Raw genomic sequence first — 16,600 nt, 5'->3', positions numbered from 1 at the left:
CTTCATGAAAACGACATGCGTCCAGTGCCTTATCGCGATCCTGCTCATGGCGCCGGCCGGCGCGTTCGCCCAGAACTACATCCGCAACACCGTCGAAATCGATTCGCCCACCGCCTTCACGATCGAGAAGGGCACCTACCAGGTTTCCTTCCTGGGCTACGACAACGGGGGCATGGAACTCAAGACCTTCATTGGCCTCCACAATAATCTCTTCCTGGGCGTCTCGTTCGACATGCAGAACGCGATAGGGAAGGACAAACCCAAGCCGAACGTGCCGGGCGTCATCGCCAAGCTCAAGTTCACCGACGGGTGGGAGACCTTTCCCATATCGATCGCGGCAGGGTACGATTCATTCTACATCGGCGAGGCTGCGCGGACCGAAAACGCCGACAACGAGCTCAACCGCATGATCTACGGCCCGTACTTTGTCGTCACCAAACCCATTTACCTCCTGAACGACGAGCAGCATATCAGCGTGGGAATTCGCACGCCCACCCAGCCGCACTACGTACCCAAAGACACCGCCTATTTCGTGGGACTGGACGTTCCTTTGGGACAGTACTTTATTTTCAAGGCCGAGAGCGAGCGCATCTATTATAATTTCAGGCGCGCCTACGAGTGGCTGTGGAACCTGGGTATGCGCTATTCGTACATGGGCCATCTTGCAATAGAGTTTGACATTTTACTTCAATCGCGGGAGCCTGCCAACAGGATCATCCGGATTGAATACAACGATGCGTTTTAGCCCCCTCGCGTTAACCCTTGTACTCCTGTTCCAGACAGCAGCGGCAGGCGCACCGGGCACCTGCGACTTAGTGCTCGTCAACGCGCGCGGGGAGCGGATAACGCTCGGCGTGGAGATCGCACGCACGCCGGAGGAGCGGAACCTGGGGCTCATGCACCGCAGGTACCTTCCCGAAGCCTCCGGCATGCTCTTCGCCTTCGAGTACGAACAGGTGCTTGCCTTCTGGATGAAAAACACGCATATTCCCCTCAGCATCGCCTACATCGACCGCAGGGGGGTCATCAGGGAAATTTACGACATGAAGCCGCTGGACGATACGCTCACGTACCCGTCGCGCAACCCGGCGATGTACGCGCTCGAGGTGAACGCGGGATGGTTCGAAAGAAACGGGATCACGCGCGGATGCAGGGTGCACATAGATGGATGCCTCGGTCAATAGGATACCGTCATCGGCGGAAGAGCGCGCCTGCCTGGTCGCGATCCGGCTGGGGAAGCAGGATTCGCACGAAGTGGAGCACTCCCTGGACGAGCTCCGTGACTTGGTGAGGACCGCGGGGGCTATCATCGTCGATACGCGCGTCATACGCAGGGACCGCCTGGACGCCTCCTCGCTCGTGGGAAAGGGGACGCTCGAAAAACTCAAAGCTGCCGTGGAGGCCGCCGGGATAAAGCTCCTGGTGTTCGACCTCAACCTGATCAAGCCGGCGCAGATACGCAATATGGAGGAAATCCTCAAGATCCGCGTCGTGGGGCGCACCGAGATCATCCTGGACATATTCGCGCGCCGCGCCCGCAGCGCCGAATCGAAGATCCAGGTCGAGCTCGCGCAGTTGCGCTACATCCTCCCCAGGCTTAAAGGGCTGGGCGGTGTGCTCTCCCGGCTGGGGGGCGGTATCGGCACCAGGGGGCCCGGCGAGAAGATGCTGGAGACCGACCGGCGCCACGTGCTCAGGAGAATATCGGTACTCAAAAGCCGTCTGGAAACGATCGCGGCGCACCGCGCGAGGGTGCGGAAATCCCGCGCGGATTCGGTGTGCGGCGCGGTGGTGGGCTACACGAACGCCGGCAAGTCCACGCTCATTAACTTTCTCGCGCGCGACGACCTCTTCGTGGAGGACAGGCTTTTCGCCACCCTGGACGCGTACACGCGGTCCGTCCACATCGCCGACGACATGAAGGCGCTCCTCACGGACACGGTCGGATTCATCACCAACCTCCCCACGAACCTCATCGAGTCGTTCAAGTCGACGCTGGAGGAGATCAACAACGCCGATTTTCTCATCCACGTGGCCGATATCACCGCGCCCACCCTGGACAAGAACATCCGTGTGGTCGAGGACGAGCTCGCGCACCTGGGGTCCGGGGAGAAGCAGTGTGTCCTCTTCCTGAACAAGGCCGACCGTTTCGCCGACCACGAACGCGCGCTCCACATCGCCGAGCGCTTTCCCGGCTGCATCGTGGGCTCGGCCGTGACGGGGGAGGGGATTCCCGAGCTCCGAACGCGACTGGCCTCGCTTTACGAATGTTTCAGCGTTTTCCGGGTAAAGAAGAGCCCCCCTCGATCCGATGATTAATGCATGAACCGTCGTCATTTCACCCTTGCCACCATCGCATTCATCGCGGTCCTGCTCCTTCTCGCCCTGTACACGAATATCGTGGCGGGGGGGGCGAAGAAGAAATCCCCCGACGACGGCATGGCCGCCCTGGAACAGGCTGTCATCATGAACGGCCTGAGCATGTTCTCCGAAAACCCCCTGCGCGAGGACGAGGAAGAGGCGGGTGAGGGGCAGATAATCTATGACGAGTCCTTCGACGACACCATCGCCTCGCTGGGGCCGGAAGAAAAGGACGGGGGGTCCGATACGCAGGTCGACTCTCCCGCGCACGCCGCCCGGACCGTGCTCGCCGAGCTGAAGGAAAAGGATTCCCGCTGGCACCTCACGAACTACCGTATCGCGAAGGGCGACAACCTCTGGACCATCGCGAAGAGATACGGCGTCGACCACCGGCTTATCATAAGGGCGAACGAGATCGAAACGCCGGCGATGCTCGCCCCGGGCAACGTCATCATGGTTCCCAACCGCAACGGGGTGAGCCATACCGTGAAACCGGGCGAAACGATCAAGTCCATCTCCGGTACCTACCGTGTGACCCCGCGCTCCATCCAGGAACAGAACAAGAGCATGGTGCTTAAGACCAATACGACGATTTTCATACCCGACGCACGCAAGCCCGAAAGGCTCGCGGCAAAGGCGGCTGTCGCCGTATCGAAGCCTGCGGCGGGTTTGGGGATCGCGCTCGCGTGGCCAGTCCGCGGGGGAATCACCTCCGGTTTCGGGAACAGGCTCGATCCGTTCACGAGGCGCCCGCAATTCCATTGCGGCGTGGATATCTACGTCCCGATCGACACGCCGGTCATGTGCGCCGCCGCGGGAAGCGTGATCTTTAGCGGGTGGAAGGACGGGTACGGGAACATGGTGGTCGTGAGCCATCCGGGCGGCTATATTACGGTATATGCGCACAACAAGCAGAACACCGTCGCGGCGGGCGCCGAGGTGAAACAGGGACAGCAGGTGGCGCTCTCCGGCATGACGGGCGCGGTCACGGGACCGCACGTCCATTTTGAGCTTAGGAAATATCTGACCCCCCTCAATCCGTTGAGGTTCATTCGCTGATGCGACCGTTCATTTCCATCATCGCCGTATTCATTTACCTCGCCTGCGCCCTGGCAGACGCGCGCGCCGCGTCCCTCATGAAGCTTCCGGGGGAGGGCAGGCGGCTTCGCGCGCTGTACCACGAGGCCGACGCCATAGGCTGGGAGTGCGTCGAGGTAGGGAAGATCGTTTCCATATCGACGAGCGAGATGACCGACATCGAGAGCGTATCGAGCGGCGCGCGCGGCAAGACGAAGCTCTCCGCGCGGCTCTATTCCGACGAGGGCATCAAGGCGGGCGATGAGCTTTATGTCGTAAACGAAAACAACCTGATCATCGCTAAGATGGAAGTCAAAACCGTGTTCAACTCCATGTCGCTGGGTCCCATGATACTCGCGTTCGGTAATTTCAGGTTCGCGAACGAGGGTGACCGTGTCGTGCAGCGCTCCGAGGGCGCACAGGCGAAGGACGCCTACATCCACAACGCGAAGGGCGATTTCCACCGGGAGACCGGACAGGACGCCGAATCCATCGCGAGCTACAAGCGCGCCCTGGAGCTGGACACCGGAAATCCCGAGGCGCACCTGAGGCTGGGCCAGCGCTACCTGAAGGACGACATGCTTCCCTTCGCCTACAAGGAGCTCAGCGAAGCGTATAAGAGCATCTCGCGTCTGTACGACAAGGAGGACCGGTTCGCCCTGTTGAAGAGCCTTTCCGAGACCCGATACCGGGAGGCGTATTTTTCCTACATAAAGGCGGACCTTCGCGAGAAGTATATCAAGGAGGGCATCAAGTATTCAAAAGAGGCCCTGGCCCTGTATCCGAACGCCCCCGACGTGCACTTTTTCCTGGGAACCTTCTACAGCCGCAGCGAGGAGCCCGACGACCGGAAGGCACGCGATCACCTCGTCACCGTGACGGAACTGGAGCCCGGCAACGTGGACGCGCTCGTCATGCTCTCGGAGCTTTACTACAAGCATCGCAACATGAAAAAGGCGGCCCACTACTCGACAAAAGCGCTCGAACTGGAGCCGGGACACGAGCGCGCGCGCTACATCCTCAAGAACAGCGAAAACGAATAAACCCTCATAGGGCGTCGCGGCTTCAAATCCGCGCGGCCGAACCCGTCACCCGCGCACGGCTCATTGCGCCTGTTTCTGGGGACACTTCACGCTGCCAAACGAACAGAACACACAGCAGTCGTCGTTCGCGGGCCGTAAAATCGAGCCGCACGAGGCGCATAGGTAGTTCACCAGGCATGAATCGGTACGCATGGTTTCCTCGCGTTCGAAACCGCACACCGGGCAGTGAATCACCGATTGAAGTATGATCTCACTCTGTTCCAGTATATCGATACTCATGTATTCATCTTCCCCCGTCTCGCCGTCCGATAATGCGTTCCTGCCGGCGGAACCGGCTCCCCCGGGAACGTCCGCGGTATCGGAACGGCGCTTGATAATCCTGTATAACAAAAATACATATTTTCCGGGAAAAAACAGGGCGCGGATTGAATCCAAATAAATTTTTCCTTATTATGGTTCCAAGTTGAAACGTAAACGGCGGCAGCGTTACTGCAATAACCCTCGACATATGCGCACAACCGAAACGGGAGTGTGACAATAACCATGAATATACAAGTAATGTTTCATGACAATGTCCGTAAAGAAGTGGAGCCCTTTCTCCTGGACGGGCTCATAGCCTCGAATAAGATCAAAGGCTTCATGCGCTCGACCGGCTGGGTGAATATCGGCGCCGACCCGGTGCGGGCGCCCGGCGGAAGGCGCAGGGGGCCGGACAGGAGGTTGTTTTACGGCGGTGAGGGCGCCGCGGTCCAGGGAGCGTTCCAGGCAGTGGCACGCCCCGTTTCGGCCAGGGGCAGGGCGATCGACCCCGCGATGGAGCCCGATTACAAAAAATTGCTGGAATCGGCCCCGGGCCTGTTCCTGGTGTTCGACGAGGACCTCCGGATAGTGGCCGCGAGCGAGGAATACCTGCGTGCATCCGGTACCTCGCGGCACGACATCATGGGGCGTAAGGCGCAGGTCCTGTTCGGTAACGGCCGCGAGAAGGAGCCTGGAAGCATCATGAAGGTTCTGAGCGCATCGCTTGAACGGGTGCGGAAAACCCGCATGTCCGACGTCATGGTGGTCCGTAAATACGACATCCGCATCAACAGGAGCGCGGGAAGTCCCGTCGAGGAGCGCTATTGGAGCCCCGTCAACATCCCGGTGATGGGCCATGAGAACGAGGTGCGCTATATCATCCACCGCGTTGAGGACGTCACCGAGATCATCCAGCAGCGCCAGAGGATGCTGGAACAGGACAGGGCCATCGCGGATTTCGCGGACCGCGTGGCCCGGCTCGAGGCGGAGCTCGACCTGAAGACTCGCGAGGTTGAGGAAACCCTTGGCTACCTCGGGGACGCGCTCGCGAAGGTGGACGCGTGCGGGGTCATTTCGATGTGCGCCCACTGCAAGCGGGTGAAGAACGAGGACGGCACCTGGGAGGACGTGGAGCACTACCTGGCCGCACGCATTGAAGCGAAATTCACGCATGGAATCTGCCCCGAGTGCGAACAGAGGCTGTACCCGGAATTGATGACGGACGACCCGATTGAAAGGTTGAGGTGAAGAAGGCTATATAAGAGATAAGGAAACTGATGTATCAGTCATGCTGGGAGTAGGTACAGGGCTGGGCGGGAAGGCATGAGGTGAGGGAAATGTTAACATTACCCTTTCTCTTACCCTTATTAAAAAAATTACCCCTTTTTAACCCACTGTGCCCCGGGGCCGCGGACTATTGGCTTGATCTCACCGGATTTCTTTAAATCGGCGAAGACTTTCCTGATCATCGCGCAGCTTACACCGGGACAACGTTTCTGGATATCCGCCATGGAAAAGGGCCTCCGGAAGACCGAATGCTCTCGACGACAAGCAGTGGCAGATGGGATTGTTGCTGGTTTTAAGGCAAAATTGTGTAAAGTATGCATGTGTTCTCCCACTGACGCCCTCGCCATGCAGATCGACGTCATGAAGACCAGGGAGGAAAGAAAGGATATGGGCCGCCGCGAGGGAATAGACATCGGGCGCATGGAAAAAGAATTGGAAATCGTCCGGGCGGAACGGGATCGCCTCCAGGCGGCCGTCGCCGCCGCTCCTCAGCCAGTCGCGTCGACGGACCCCACCGCGGGGATAATGGCGTTATTGCAGAAATTCCAGTCCGGGGACTTGGACATCGCGGCCGTTGTCGGCGCGCTCACCGGCGGGGGCGTCGAGAAAAAGGCTTGACGGCAACGGCTTAACGGCGCAAAGCTATAGGCGCCCGAGAGGCCCGGCCGGTGGATAATATCCCCGCCAGGTTTTTCATTATTTAGCTAACTGTAATCCCCCCAAAGTAAATCCTCAGGCTTTTGTTCGATATTTATGCCTGTTTCAAAACGCGATTCCAATCTATCCATTTCCTGCACAACAGCACTTGATGAGCTCGAAGTATAAACTTTTTGTGACATGTCTAGTTTAAAAAACGCAACACCAAGTACTATGGTCACGAATGCTGTCGCAACGGATGTGGGAATCATCCAAGGTGGTAATTTTTCTAGCAAACACAAAGACAAAATCATGAAAATTGAATTACCAAATACCCCGAAACACAATGCGGATATAAAATTGAATACTCTATTCTCTGGTTTAATAGTTTTCACCATTTCTTTTAATCGATTCCAATCCGTTTCGGTGATGGGGTATTCGCCCTGAACTACTGGTTCAAATAAAATGCTCGGTCTGGTTATATCTTTGATTTTTTTCATACTTCACCCCGGCTTATTCAATACCAAGAATATTTGCATTTAAGCTATACGTATTTCCACATTTTGAACACGTAAGAAGAATTACGGGATATAGAATACTTGCTCCCGACAATCTCCCTTTGTTGAAATCGCGATACTCGAATATGGTATCCGATACTGTCCAATCTTTTGTATGGCAAATCGAGCAGGTCGGCGGCGGCCCAAATGAGTTTAATTTTTTAAATACATAATCCTGCTGTTTTTTACTCAATTTCATTATCATGCTCCATTGATAAATAATCTACACGAACATGTTACCAAATTATGTTGATAACAGAAATAATTATTTTACAAGAAAATTAGAGGAAAAGATAAACCCTAAACCACAATAAGAGGAGCGCCCCAGGGTGTGCGGACCCCAGGGCACTTAGTTGATCTGACGTTGCGGTATACTTGCGATGACGGGGAGACACACGACCAGGAGCGCGAGGCCCGCGAGCATCAGACCCCCGCGCTTTTTTTTTGATAGTCCGCGACTTCCAGGAGCAGGGCCGCGCGGTTGTTAGCGACCGCGAAGGCATAGCCTTTATCTTCCAGGAAAAAAACGTTGTCCGGCCTCATGTCCAGGTGAATGTGTATTTGATCGTTGAACGCATCGAGGCCCGCGTATCCCTCCCAGTTATCCAGGAGAAAGGCGAAAAGATCGATATAGACAGACAGGGGGGCGAATTCCTTCCGGCCGCTCTCTGAATGGATCATGAAATACACGTCCATTGCGCCGCCTGGCTTTCCGTGTTCGCTCTGTTCGCCGGGGCGGTACGTGCTGGAAATGACGTACTCAAGGCCGGAAAGACCGGTCTCCAGCTTGAACGCTTTCAGTGCCGCGATGAAGCGTATTTCGATTTCGGTATTCGGTATATATTTCATGACGCTACCTCGAATGAAATTTGAGTGTCGAACATAGCGTTATAAATTGCGTCATGGGCGTAAATCGTAACCGCGCCACTTCCAAACACGCCGGCACCGTGGTTCACTGTTGTTTTCCATGTGGTCCTACCTCCTTATCAACCGTTTAGCAAAACATATTTCAGCAACTTCCGATAATATACGTTATGTCACATTAGACTAAAATTAGCGTCTATTCCACTTTCCTTACGTGTTCGGATACTAACTTATCCCAATTAAATTTGGGACACCCGGTAACCGAACGTCCCAAGAACATGCTAGAGTGTCAAATTCGAACGCTTAAAAACAATTTTTTACTAATTAACAATTGACATATGGACACAAAAAAGGCCCACTCGGGTCTATAAATGCGTTTAGTGTAATTTCGCTCGATTTCCGGGGAGGTATCGAAAATGGGTACGAGGTTTAAGGCTGTTGGAATAGTGACTCCGGTGTTATTGTTGCTCCTGACCCTCCCCTCGCTCGCCGATAAGAAGGCAATCTACATCAAGCCCTTCGGCATTGTCCAGGGTATCCCGCTGACCGATCCTGTTGGGAACCACATCAAGGACTACATCTCCGAAAAAATAATTGAACAGGGAACGTTCTTCATCACCTCGGACGACGAGGTAAAACAGGTTATCGCGCAGGAAGAGCTCAAGATGAGCCTGGACGCGTGCTACGATGACGCCTGCATCAAGAAACTCATGGAGAACATAAAGACCGATTACATCGTGTATGGAACCGTCTCGAACGTGGACGGACTGTTCTACATCACCGCGAAAATACTGGATCGCTCAACCGGAAGGATAGAGCTTGCGCGAGTGAAGACGGTTAAGTTCAGGGAAAGGGATTACCTGGAGGAGGTATCCAAACTTATGGGGTCCTTCCTGATAACCGGCGATGCCTCCGGTATTGCCAGGTTCGAGGCGGAAGAAAAGGAGCGCGAATACGCATGGCGCGCAGGCGAAGGTAAAAGCGGAGTCGTCGCGGGACGCAGGAAGAACATCGAATCGCGGACATCCCTTTTGAGGGTGGGATACTGCAGAACCGCCATCGTCTCATCCACGCTTGAAAAAGGAATGGCGATCGAATCCATGCCGCCGGAAGACGCCTACATGATAGTGATCGACTGGTTTCCCGCGACCTTCCGCTCGCCGCTCGGCAACGGCTTTGATCTCATGCTTAGGATTTCACACCGGACCTATGGAAATGGGACCAACCTGACGAATAAAAAGATGGTCCTGGAGGATAAACTGTTTCCCGCCCTAGAGGATTACAGCCTGGTGGCGACCGGGGGATTCCTGGGCGGCAGGTTTATAGGCGGGTATTACCGCCTGGGAATACTCTGGCAAGGGTATGCGGGTGCCGCATTCCAGTACCAGAATTTCGTGGAAACGGCAACTCCGCCCAAAGGCCCAGGGGTCAAGAGTTACGAATTTTCCAAAAACACGTACGGGGTTGTAGGGTTTGCCGGTATCGAGATAGCGTTCGCACCCAATTTCGCCGTCTTCGTCGAGGGAAGCCGCGGGTATCATCCCATAGGATACGCGAAGGTGAATGTGGAAGGATTCAGCTATTCCGGAGGGGTTACACTGCGCACGAGTTTTCTTTAATACTACGGGACCGTACTATTCCGCGAAGATGCCATAGGAACGGCCGGGTCGGCCCTTTATGGGTATTTGAATAATCCCCGGGACCGATATGACTCCTTCCCCGGCAGAAGTCATACCGGTCCGCCGCCCGCCGAACGCTCCCCGATAGGCGGATCCTCCTCGTCGCGCACACTGCACTTCAAATTCATCGAATCTTAGATACGACATATCCCTGCTTCGAAAATCAGTGCATCCCGAAAAAAGTCGCTTTACACGATGCCCATTTTCTGTGTGACAATATTCCGCTTGCCATGAGAGCCTAGCCCTCATCTTCATATTCAAGCTCATTCTTTCACCATGGAGGATTCACATGTCTGCAACCGCACCAGGAGGCTTCGCCCGCGACGAGTACGACGAGCTCGCGAAGAAGTTCAGGTTCGTCATCACCGATATGATCTGTGGCGCCGGATCGGGCCACATAGGAGGCGCGCTCAGCCTCGTGGAAATATTAATTACCCTGTATTACCGGATCATGAACGTGCGCCCCGAAGAGCCCCGCTGGGCCGACCGGGACCGCCTGGTGCTTTCAAAGGGGCATGCGGGCCCCGTGCTCTACGTTACCCTTGCCGAGAAGGGATATTTCCCCAAGGAATGGCTCCCCACCCTGAACCTTGACGGGACGAGGCTCCCCAGCCACGTTGACCAGGTACGGACCCCCGGCATCGACATGACGGCAGGCTCCCTGGGACAGGGGCTCTCGTGCGCATGCGGGCTCGCCCTTTCGGGGAAGCTCGACGGCAAGGGTCACCGCGTGTTCTGCATCGTGGGCGACGGCGAGAGCGACGAGGGCCAGGTATGGGAGGCCGCCATGTTCGCGTCCCACTACAAGCTCGATAACCTGGTTGCCATTTGCGATTACAACAAGCTCCAGATAGACGGGACCACCCACCAGGTCATGGGCCTGGAGCCCCTCGCCGATAAGTGGAAGGCCTTCGGCTGGGAGGTCTTCGAGACGGACGGCCACGACTGGGACGCGCTTTTTACGACGATCAACGGCGCGGTCGCGGTCACGGGAAAGCCCTCCATGATCATCGCGCACACGATCAAGGGAAAGGGCAACAGGCTCGTCGAGGGCAAGGTGGGAAGCCACAACATCAAGATTCCGGACGGTAAGACATGGGAGGAATACCTTGAAGGATGCGGCTGCCGCTACGATTTACCCTACTGCAGAGGAGTATAACGATGGACTATAAAAGCATGGAAATGCGCATGGTATACGCCCATACGCTCAACGAGCTCATAGAGGCGAACCCGAACGTCCTGTGCCTGGAGGCGGACCTTTCCAAGGCGAGCGGCACGAACCCCGTGGTGTGCGACAAGCATCCGAAAAATTTTATTAACGCCGGCGTCGCGGAGGCGAACATGATCTCCATCGCCGCGGGTCTCGCGAACGAGGGGAAGATTCCCTTCTGCGCCACGTTCTCCTGCTTCGCCTCGCGGCGCGTGTACGACCAGGCAACGATAAGCGTCGCCTACGCGAACAACAACGTCAAGATCGTGGGCACCGCGCCCGGCATCACCCAGGGGCCCAACGGCGGGACCCACATGGATTTCCTGGACCTCGCGATCATGCGCGCGATGCCCAACATGCACGTCTACAGCCCCTGTGACCCGTTCGAGCTGCACGCGATGATGAAGTACATGGCCGCGGCGGTGCAGCCCACCTACATGCAGCTCGTGCGCTCCAAGGTCACCGCGCTGTTTGACGAGACGTACGTTTTCGATCCCCAGAAATCGGTGCGGCTGCGCCAGGGGGGCGACGTCACGATCGTCGCGACCGGTTACATGACCCAGTTCGCCGTGAAGGCCGCCGACGAGCTCTTAAAAGAAGGGATTGGGGCCGATATACTGCACTTCCCTTCCGTGAAGCCCTTTGACGTAGACGGGCTGGTCGCCTCCGCCAAGAAAACGGGCGCCGTCGTCTCCGTCGAGAACCAGGAGATAATCGGGGGCCTGGGCGGCGCCGTGTGCGAAACGCTTTCGGAACATCACCCCGTGAAGGTCAGGCGCCTCGGCATTCCCGATAAATTCGGCGAGGTCGCGACCGAGAACTACCTGTTCGACAAGCACGGGTTCGGTGTGAAGCATATCGTGGAGGCGGTACGCTCCCTCGTACGCGCGAAGAAGTGAATCCCGCAGAGCGAACGGGTGTGTGACTTGTTGCTTTTCTCTTATTGTCATTTCGAACCCGGCTTTTTCGGGTGAGAAATCTTTGCCCCGCATACGCCTTAAGATTTCTCCCTGCGGTCGAAATGACAGTTTTGCAACAACTCCACTATGAACTTCGCAGTAGTGACCGGGAATAGTTACGAGCAGGACGGGATGCAGTTTCCCGGGATATGTCTGTATAAAATCCGCGAGATAGAGCCGGGAAAGGAGGGCTGAAATGCCGAGCGCGCCGCAGAGTTCCATGTGCCGGCGTACACTGCGCTTCGCGCTGCGCGCGATCCCGGTCTTCGCGTGTCTCATCGCCGGATTCCTTATCACCTGTTCGCGCGGACGCGAACCGGACCCCGGCGCGCAAAAATCCTGGGCCTATATCATGAGCGGAATGCTCGACACGTCCGCGGACGCCGCCTATCTCGAATCTGCGGCATCGCGCTACGACGTTATCTGCCTCACCGGGTACTATCTCAACGCAAGGGGCGACCTCGTCACGAGCGAGGCGAATGTAGCGCTCCTGAAAAGAATTTCGGGGGCGAAGAGCATCTGCCCCCTCGTCACCTTTTCGTCGGCCGCCGATGGCACGGCGATGTTGAAATCGGAAACGGCCCGGGAGAATGCCGTGGCTCGACTGGCCGCGCTGCTTGAGAAGCACCGCCTCCAGGGCATCCATTTCGATTTCGAGTACATTCCCCCGGAGCACGCGAAACGCCTCGCGGAATTCCTGGCCCTCGCCCGCGCAAAGCTATCATCCGAGGGCGCCGTACGCCTGAGCATGGCGATCTTTCCGCCGGTCGATTTCCCCGAGAAATGGGCAAAATTCCACGACCTTTCACTCATAGGAAAGCATCTCGACGAGATCGTGCTCATGTGTTACGACCTTAATCGGGCCGATACGTCCCCAGGCCCGGTCACCTCGCTCCAGTGGGCCGAGCGCAACATCGATCGCGTGGCGCGCGTGTTTCCCTCCGCGCGAACCTGGCTGGGAATCCCCGCGTACGGATACGCCTGGCCTCCACGGGGACGGGCCCAGGTGATCGCGGCGCGGGATGCCGCGGCGGAATCCTCGCGGTACTCAGGGAAGAGGGATTCGTCCGGAACGATCACGTACTCGTACCAGGGTCCCGCCGGGACGCACAGGGTATACTTCTCCGATGCCGAAACGCGACGCCTGCTGGCCGTGCTCGCCCAAAAAAAAGGACTGGCCGGGACCGCCCTCTGGCGCCTTGGCCTGGAAGACTGAGAGCGCCCCCGGCGGTGACGTATGCGACCTATTAAAACCATGAGAACAAGCCGGCCATGAAGCAGAAAATTACCCTTGGCATCGTCTGCCTTGCCCGCAAGACCTTCGATTTCAACGCCGCGGCGGAAATATTCGAGCGCATCAGGCGCGACCTGGCCGGCCTGCCGGAGGTCGACCTGGTAATCGTTCCCGGGCTGGTCTTCGAGGTCGAGGACGCGCGGAAGGCGGCGCGCATCTTCGCGTCGCGCGCGATCGATGCCCTCGTGTGCATCAGCGGAACCTTTCACCTGGGCCATCTTCTGCTCGAAATTCAAAATGAGACCAGGGTGCCTGTCCTCCTCTGGGGCCTGAACGAGCTCCCCTACGACGGGGGCAAGATCCGGCTGAACTCGGTGTGCGGGGTGAACCTGGATGCGTCCAACCTCTACAAGGCGGGAATCCGCGATTACCACGCGGTGACGGGCGACGCGATCGACACGGACTGGGTAGACGCCGTCCGCGTGATCGTCGCGCTCAAACGCGCGCGCGTGGGGATCGCCGGATCCCACGCTCACGGATTCTTCAATATGAGCGTGGACGAGCCTCTGGCGCATCGCCAGATGGGCGTGATCATAGACCATTTCGAGCTGAGGGAGATTTTCGATTTTCCGGCGGCGGATAGCGACGTCGCCGCACGAAGAAAATCGCTTGCAGACGTCTTCGACCTTTCGGCGATTACTGAATCGCAGGCAGACCTGGTCGCCCGGCTCTCGGTCAAGCTCGCGGGCTTCCAGGACCGTCACGGCCTTGACGCGCTCGCCCTGCGCTGCTGGCCGGAGTTCGCCGCGGATTTCGGCATAGCGCCCTGCGCCGCCATGTCGCTTCTTCAAGGGGAGCACAGGATCCTGGCCTGCGAGGGCGATATCGACGGCGCGCTGTCGATGCTTGCGCAGCGGGCCGCGGGCGCCGGCACACCCTTCCTGTTCGATTTCTCGCAGGTTAATTTCGAGGAGAACTTCGCGCTGTTCTGGCATTGCGGCGTGGCGCCCTGCGGCCTGTGGGACAGCGAATGCGTGCGTTCCCTTGATCCCTATTTCGCCACCGGCAAGGGAGTCACCGCGGACTTCGTCTTAAAAAGCGGCGATCTCAGCATCCTGCGCCTGGATTCCGCGGACCGGGAGTATCGGACCCTGCTCATGCGTGCGAAGGCGGTCCCCATGAAGAAGGAGCTCAAAGGGACCTATCTCAAGGCGGTGTTCGACGAGCCGGTGTGCGACGTGCTCGGTAAGGTGATCTACAACGGGATTGCGCATCACGCATCGGTGGTGTACGGCGAGTTCATCCGGCCGTTCGAGATCGTTTCCCGGATCAAGGGATGGAGGGTGATTTCCTGATCGACCCCCCGTCCCGGCAGCCGTCTAGAATCGCAGCAGGAGCGCGCTGTGCGCTTCCAGCTCCACACCCGCTTCGAGCTTCGCGGGCGTATACTTCTTTCCCGCCCCGTCCGAGAATTTGGCGGGAAGCTTCTTCTTACTGCGCGCAAGGATGCGTTCGAGCTGGACCAGGTCGAGCCTTACGGCGCGCCTGTCGTCCGCGAAATTCATCGCGAGTAGGGCTCCCGCGGTATTGAGGAGCCATGACGGGTGCGCAGCATCCATGACGCCCAGTGTGTACACCCTGCCCTTCGCGAGCGCGCGCGAGAGCGTGAATGCGTCCCTGATCTCCTCGATCTTCGCGTCCGGCAGTTTTCCCATGTCGTCGGAAACGATGAGCATCCCGTTGGAAACGCAGATGACATCCCTGAGCATCGAGCGCTCGGCGGCGGTAAGCTGCGTATCGGTGTCCCGGATCATGAGGCAATCGGGATCGTTGAGCCAGAATTTACGGTGCATGAACACACGGTTGAGGGTGTTGCGCAGGGCGTTCCTGGTGCCCACGTGCGATTCCCCGCCCCATCTGATGTCGTCCGGGTCGATCCAGTTGGGGGCGACGTCCTCACCAATCCTGTTCCCATTGACGATTCCGATCCCCTGCATCATGGGAATACCGCAGCCCAGGATGAAGGTATGCGCCCCCGCCTCCTCGCGTATCGCGTGCAGTCCCTCCAGCAGGCGCTCCGCGCGTGTGAGGCGGTTGTTGCGGCAGTGACCGGTAAGCGCGGCCCCGTACAGGAAGTCGAGCTTGATCACGTCGTAACCCCATTCGTGCACCACGGTATGGATGACCCGCCGCACGTACGCCATCGCCTCCGGGTTGGTGAGGTCCAGTCCCAGGAATATCGATCCCGCCCAGTTGGGATTGTATCCGGCGTAACTCTTCCCGAGCGATATCAGGGATTTTCGGTCGACGATAAACCAGTCCGGGTGGCGCTTGAAAATATTCGATTTTATCGTGGCCACAAAGGGGGCAAGCCATAGCCCCGCCTTGTATCCGGCCTTGTGAATTTCGTCGGCGAGATGCTTCATCCTGTCCTTGAATTCGGGCCTCATCTCCAGCCAGTCACCCACGTTCAACTGCCAGCCGTCGTCCACCTGGAAGTAGTCGAGCGCGAGCTTCTTCTTTTTGCACACCTCCAGGTTGGCCAGCATGTCGGCGTACTTGATTTCCGTGAAGTAGTAATACCACGAGCACCAGCCCACGGGTACGTCTTTCGGGATGGGCGGATTTTTTCGTTTGCGGATATCCTCGCAGTAATCCTCGAGGACGACTTCCTCGTCGCCGAACGCGGTATGGAGCGGCTCGAGCGCGCGCTTGCCCGCGCCCATGGGAAGCTCGAAATTGTCGAGATCGTACGTAATCGCGAAATGCGTTATTCCCCCGGATTCAAGGTTCGCGCGGAAATATACGAAATCCCTGAAGTCGCCGGCGACGCCTGCAAAGTCGCATTTGCCGTTCTCCATGTTCTTGAGCACCACCAACGATTCGGAGCTGATTTCTCCGTGGCGGCCCGACGGCAGGTTGTTCATGTTGTCCTGCATTTTCGCGACGGGATTGACCATGGGAAGGTACCACGGGCGCCTGGGCTTGAGGGGCGTTTCGTCGGGACGGTAACTGCGCGTGACCGTCCAGGACTGGTAGCCGTTCTTAAAAAAGCTCCATGACCCGGCAATCTCTCCGAAAAAGGCGATCTCCATCTTGTACAGGTAGCGCGGCGCGTTCGCGGTCCACGCAAGCACCGGGTGATACTCCTGCTTGCGCCTCTCGATCTCCACGGTGAAATAGCGTCCCCTGTGGGAGCTGCCATGCCGCTGCAGCACCTCGGACGTGGTCCAGATGCCGCTCTTGTAGTGCACGGTGACGACGGCTTCATCGAAAATCCTGGAGAAAAGGACGCTTTGCATGGGAGGCCCTCCGGGTCAGGTCGAGGCGTTTTTAAGCGCTCGTCTTTCTGCTGCCAACTGCTCTATCGTATATCGTATCGACTCAAGCTCG

The 16,600-nt window shown here is 57.6% G+C and carries 16 protein-coding genes; 12 read left to right on the top strand and 4 right to left on the bottom strand.

From position 1 onward, the window contains the following. Positions 1–4: 4 nt before the first annotated feature. The 5 genes from EPN93_02635 to EPN93_02615 are packed head-to-tail and all read left to right on the top strand — an operon-like array spanning position 5 to position 4,481. The gene (locus tag EPN93_02635) at positions 5–745 is read left to right on the top strand and encodes a hypothetical protein (protein ID TAL38992.1); all 741 of its coding nucleotides are present in this window, start codon (positions 5–7) and stop codon (positions 743–745) included. After that, positions 723–1,184, top strand: a complete 462-nt coding sequence (locus EPN93_02630) for a DUF192 domain-containing protein (protein TAL38991.1) — start codon at positions 723–725, stop codon at positions 1,182–1,184. The genes EPN93_02635 and EPN93_02630 overlap by 23 nt, the downstream gene beginning before the upstream one ends. Then, positions 1,165–2,319: a GTPase HflX gene (hflX, locus tag EPN93_02625; protein TAL38990.1), complete on the top strand. Its 1,155-nt coding sequence runs from the start codon at positions 1,165–1,167 to the stop codon at positions 2,317–2,319. The genes EPN93_02630 and hflX overlap by 20 nt, the downstream gene beginning before the upstream one ends. A 3-nt stretch (positions 2,320–2,322) precedes the next feature. Continuing rightward, complete coding sequence (locus tag EPN93_02620) at positions 2,323–3,420, top strand: M23 family metallopeptidase (protein ID TAL38989.1); 1,098 nt, start codon at positions 2,323–2,325, stop codon at positions 3,418–3,420. Then, on the top strand, positions 3,420–4,481 hold the full coding sequence (locus tag EPN93_02615) for a tetratricopeptide repeat protein (protein TAL38988.1): 1,062 nt from the start codon (positions 3,420–3,422) through the stop codon (positions 4,479–4,481). Before EPN93_02620 ends, EPN93_02615 begins: the two co-directional genes overlap by 1 nt. 60 nt (positions 4,482–4,541) lie before the next feature. Here EPN93_02615 and EPN93_02610 read toward each other — a convergent pair whose 3' ends face one another. Then, on the bottom strand, positions 4,542–4,760 hold the full coding sequence (locus EPN93_02610) for a hypothetical protein (protein ID TAL39122.1): 219 nt from the start codon (positions 4,758–4,760) through the stop codon (positions 4,542–4,544). Between the two features lie 264 nt (positions 4,761–5,024). Between EPN93_02610 and EPN93_02605 the strand changes: the two genes are divergently transcribed. Both EPN93_02605 and EPN93_02600 read left to right on the top strand, forming a co-directional pair. After that, the gene (locus EPN93_02605; GenBank protein ID TAL38987.1) at positions 5,025–6,029 is read left to right on the top strand and encodes a PAS domain S-box protein; all 1,005 of its coding nucleotides are present in this window, start codon (positions 5,025–5,027) and stop codon (positions 6,027–6,029) included. Between the two features lie 357 nt (positions 6,030–6,386). Beyond that, on the top strand, positions 6,387–6,686 hold the full coding sequence (locus EPN93_02600; protein ID TAL38986.1) for a hypothetical protein: 300 nt from the start codon (positions 6,387–6,389) through the stop codon (positions 6,684–6,686). A gap of 86 nt (positions 6,687–6,772) precedes the next feature. Here the strand turns inward: EPN93_02600 and EPN93_02595 are convergent, their stop codons facing one another. Further along, on the bottom strand, positions 6,773–7,204 hold the full coding sequence (locus EPN93_02595; GenBank protein TAL38985.1) for a hypothetical protein: 432 nt from the start codon (positions 7,202–7,204) through the stop codon (positions 6,773–6,775). A 480-nt stretch (positions 7,205–7,684) separates the two neighbouring features. Next, a complete protein-coding gene (locus tag EPN93_02590) occupies positions 7,685–8,110 on the bottom strand; it encodes a hypothetical protein (protein ID TAL38984.1) in 426 nt (141 codons plus the stop codon). A gap of 431 nt (positions 8,111–8,541) precedes the next feature. Between EPN93_02590 and EPN93_02585 the strand changes: the two genes are divergently transcribed. The 5 genes from EPN93_02585 (at position 8,542) to EPN93_02565 (ending at position 14,562) form a co-directional block, all read left to right on the top strand. Then, positions 8,542–9,744: a hypothetical protein gene (locus tag EPN93_02585; protein ID TAL38983.1), complete on the top strand. Its 1,203-nt coding sequence runs from the start codon at positions 8,542–8,544 to the stop codon at positions 9,742–9,744. Positions 9,745–10,093: 349 nt separating this feature from the next. Beyond that, positions 10,094–10,963, top strand: a complete 870-nt coding sequence (locus tag EPN93_02580) for a transketolase (protein ID TAL38982.1) — start codon at positions 10,094–10,096, stop codon at positions 10,961–10,963. After that, positions 10,921–11,913: a transketolase family protein gene (locus EPN93_02575; protein ID TAL38981.1), complete on the top strand. Its 993-nt coding sequence runs from the start codon at positions 10,921–10,923 to the stop codon at positions 11,911–11,913. Before EPN93_02580 ends, EPN93_02575 begins: the two co-directional genes overlap by 43 nt. Positions 11,914–12,169: 256 nt before the next feature. Then, a complete protein-coding gene (locus EPN93_02570; GenBank protein TAL38980.1) occupies positions 12,170–13,189 on the top strand; it encodes a hypothetical protein in 1,020 nt (339 codons plus the stop codon). Positions 13,190–13,245: 56 nt separating this feature from the next. Continuing rightward, the gene (locus EPN93_02565; GenBank protein ID TAL38979.1) at positions 13,246–14,562 is read left to right on the top strand and encodes a fucose isomerase; all 1,317 of its coding nucleotides are present in this window, start codon (positions 13,246–13,248) and stop codon (positions 14,560–14,562) included. Between the two features lie 24 nt (positions 14,563–14,586). Here the strand turns inward: EPN93_02565 and EPN93_02560 are convergent, their stop codons facing one another. After that, on the bottom strand, positions 14,587–16,509 hold the full coding sequence (locus EPN93_02560; GenBank protein ID TAL38978.1) for an alpha-galactosidase: 1,923 nt from the start codon (positions 16,507–16,509) through the stop codon (positions 14,587–14,589). Positions 16,510–16,600 lie beyond the last annotated feature (91 nt).

The sequence above is a fragment of the Spirochaetota bacterium genome (assembly GCA_004297825.1).
Taxonomy (GTDB): domain Bacteria; phylum Spirochaetota; class UBA4802; order UBA4802; family UBA5368; genus FW300-bin19.
This window is presented reverse-complemented; position numbering and strand designations above follow the sequence as displayed.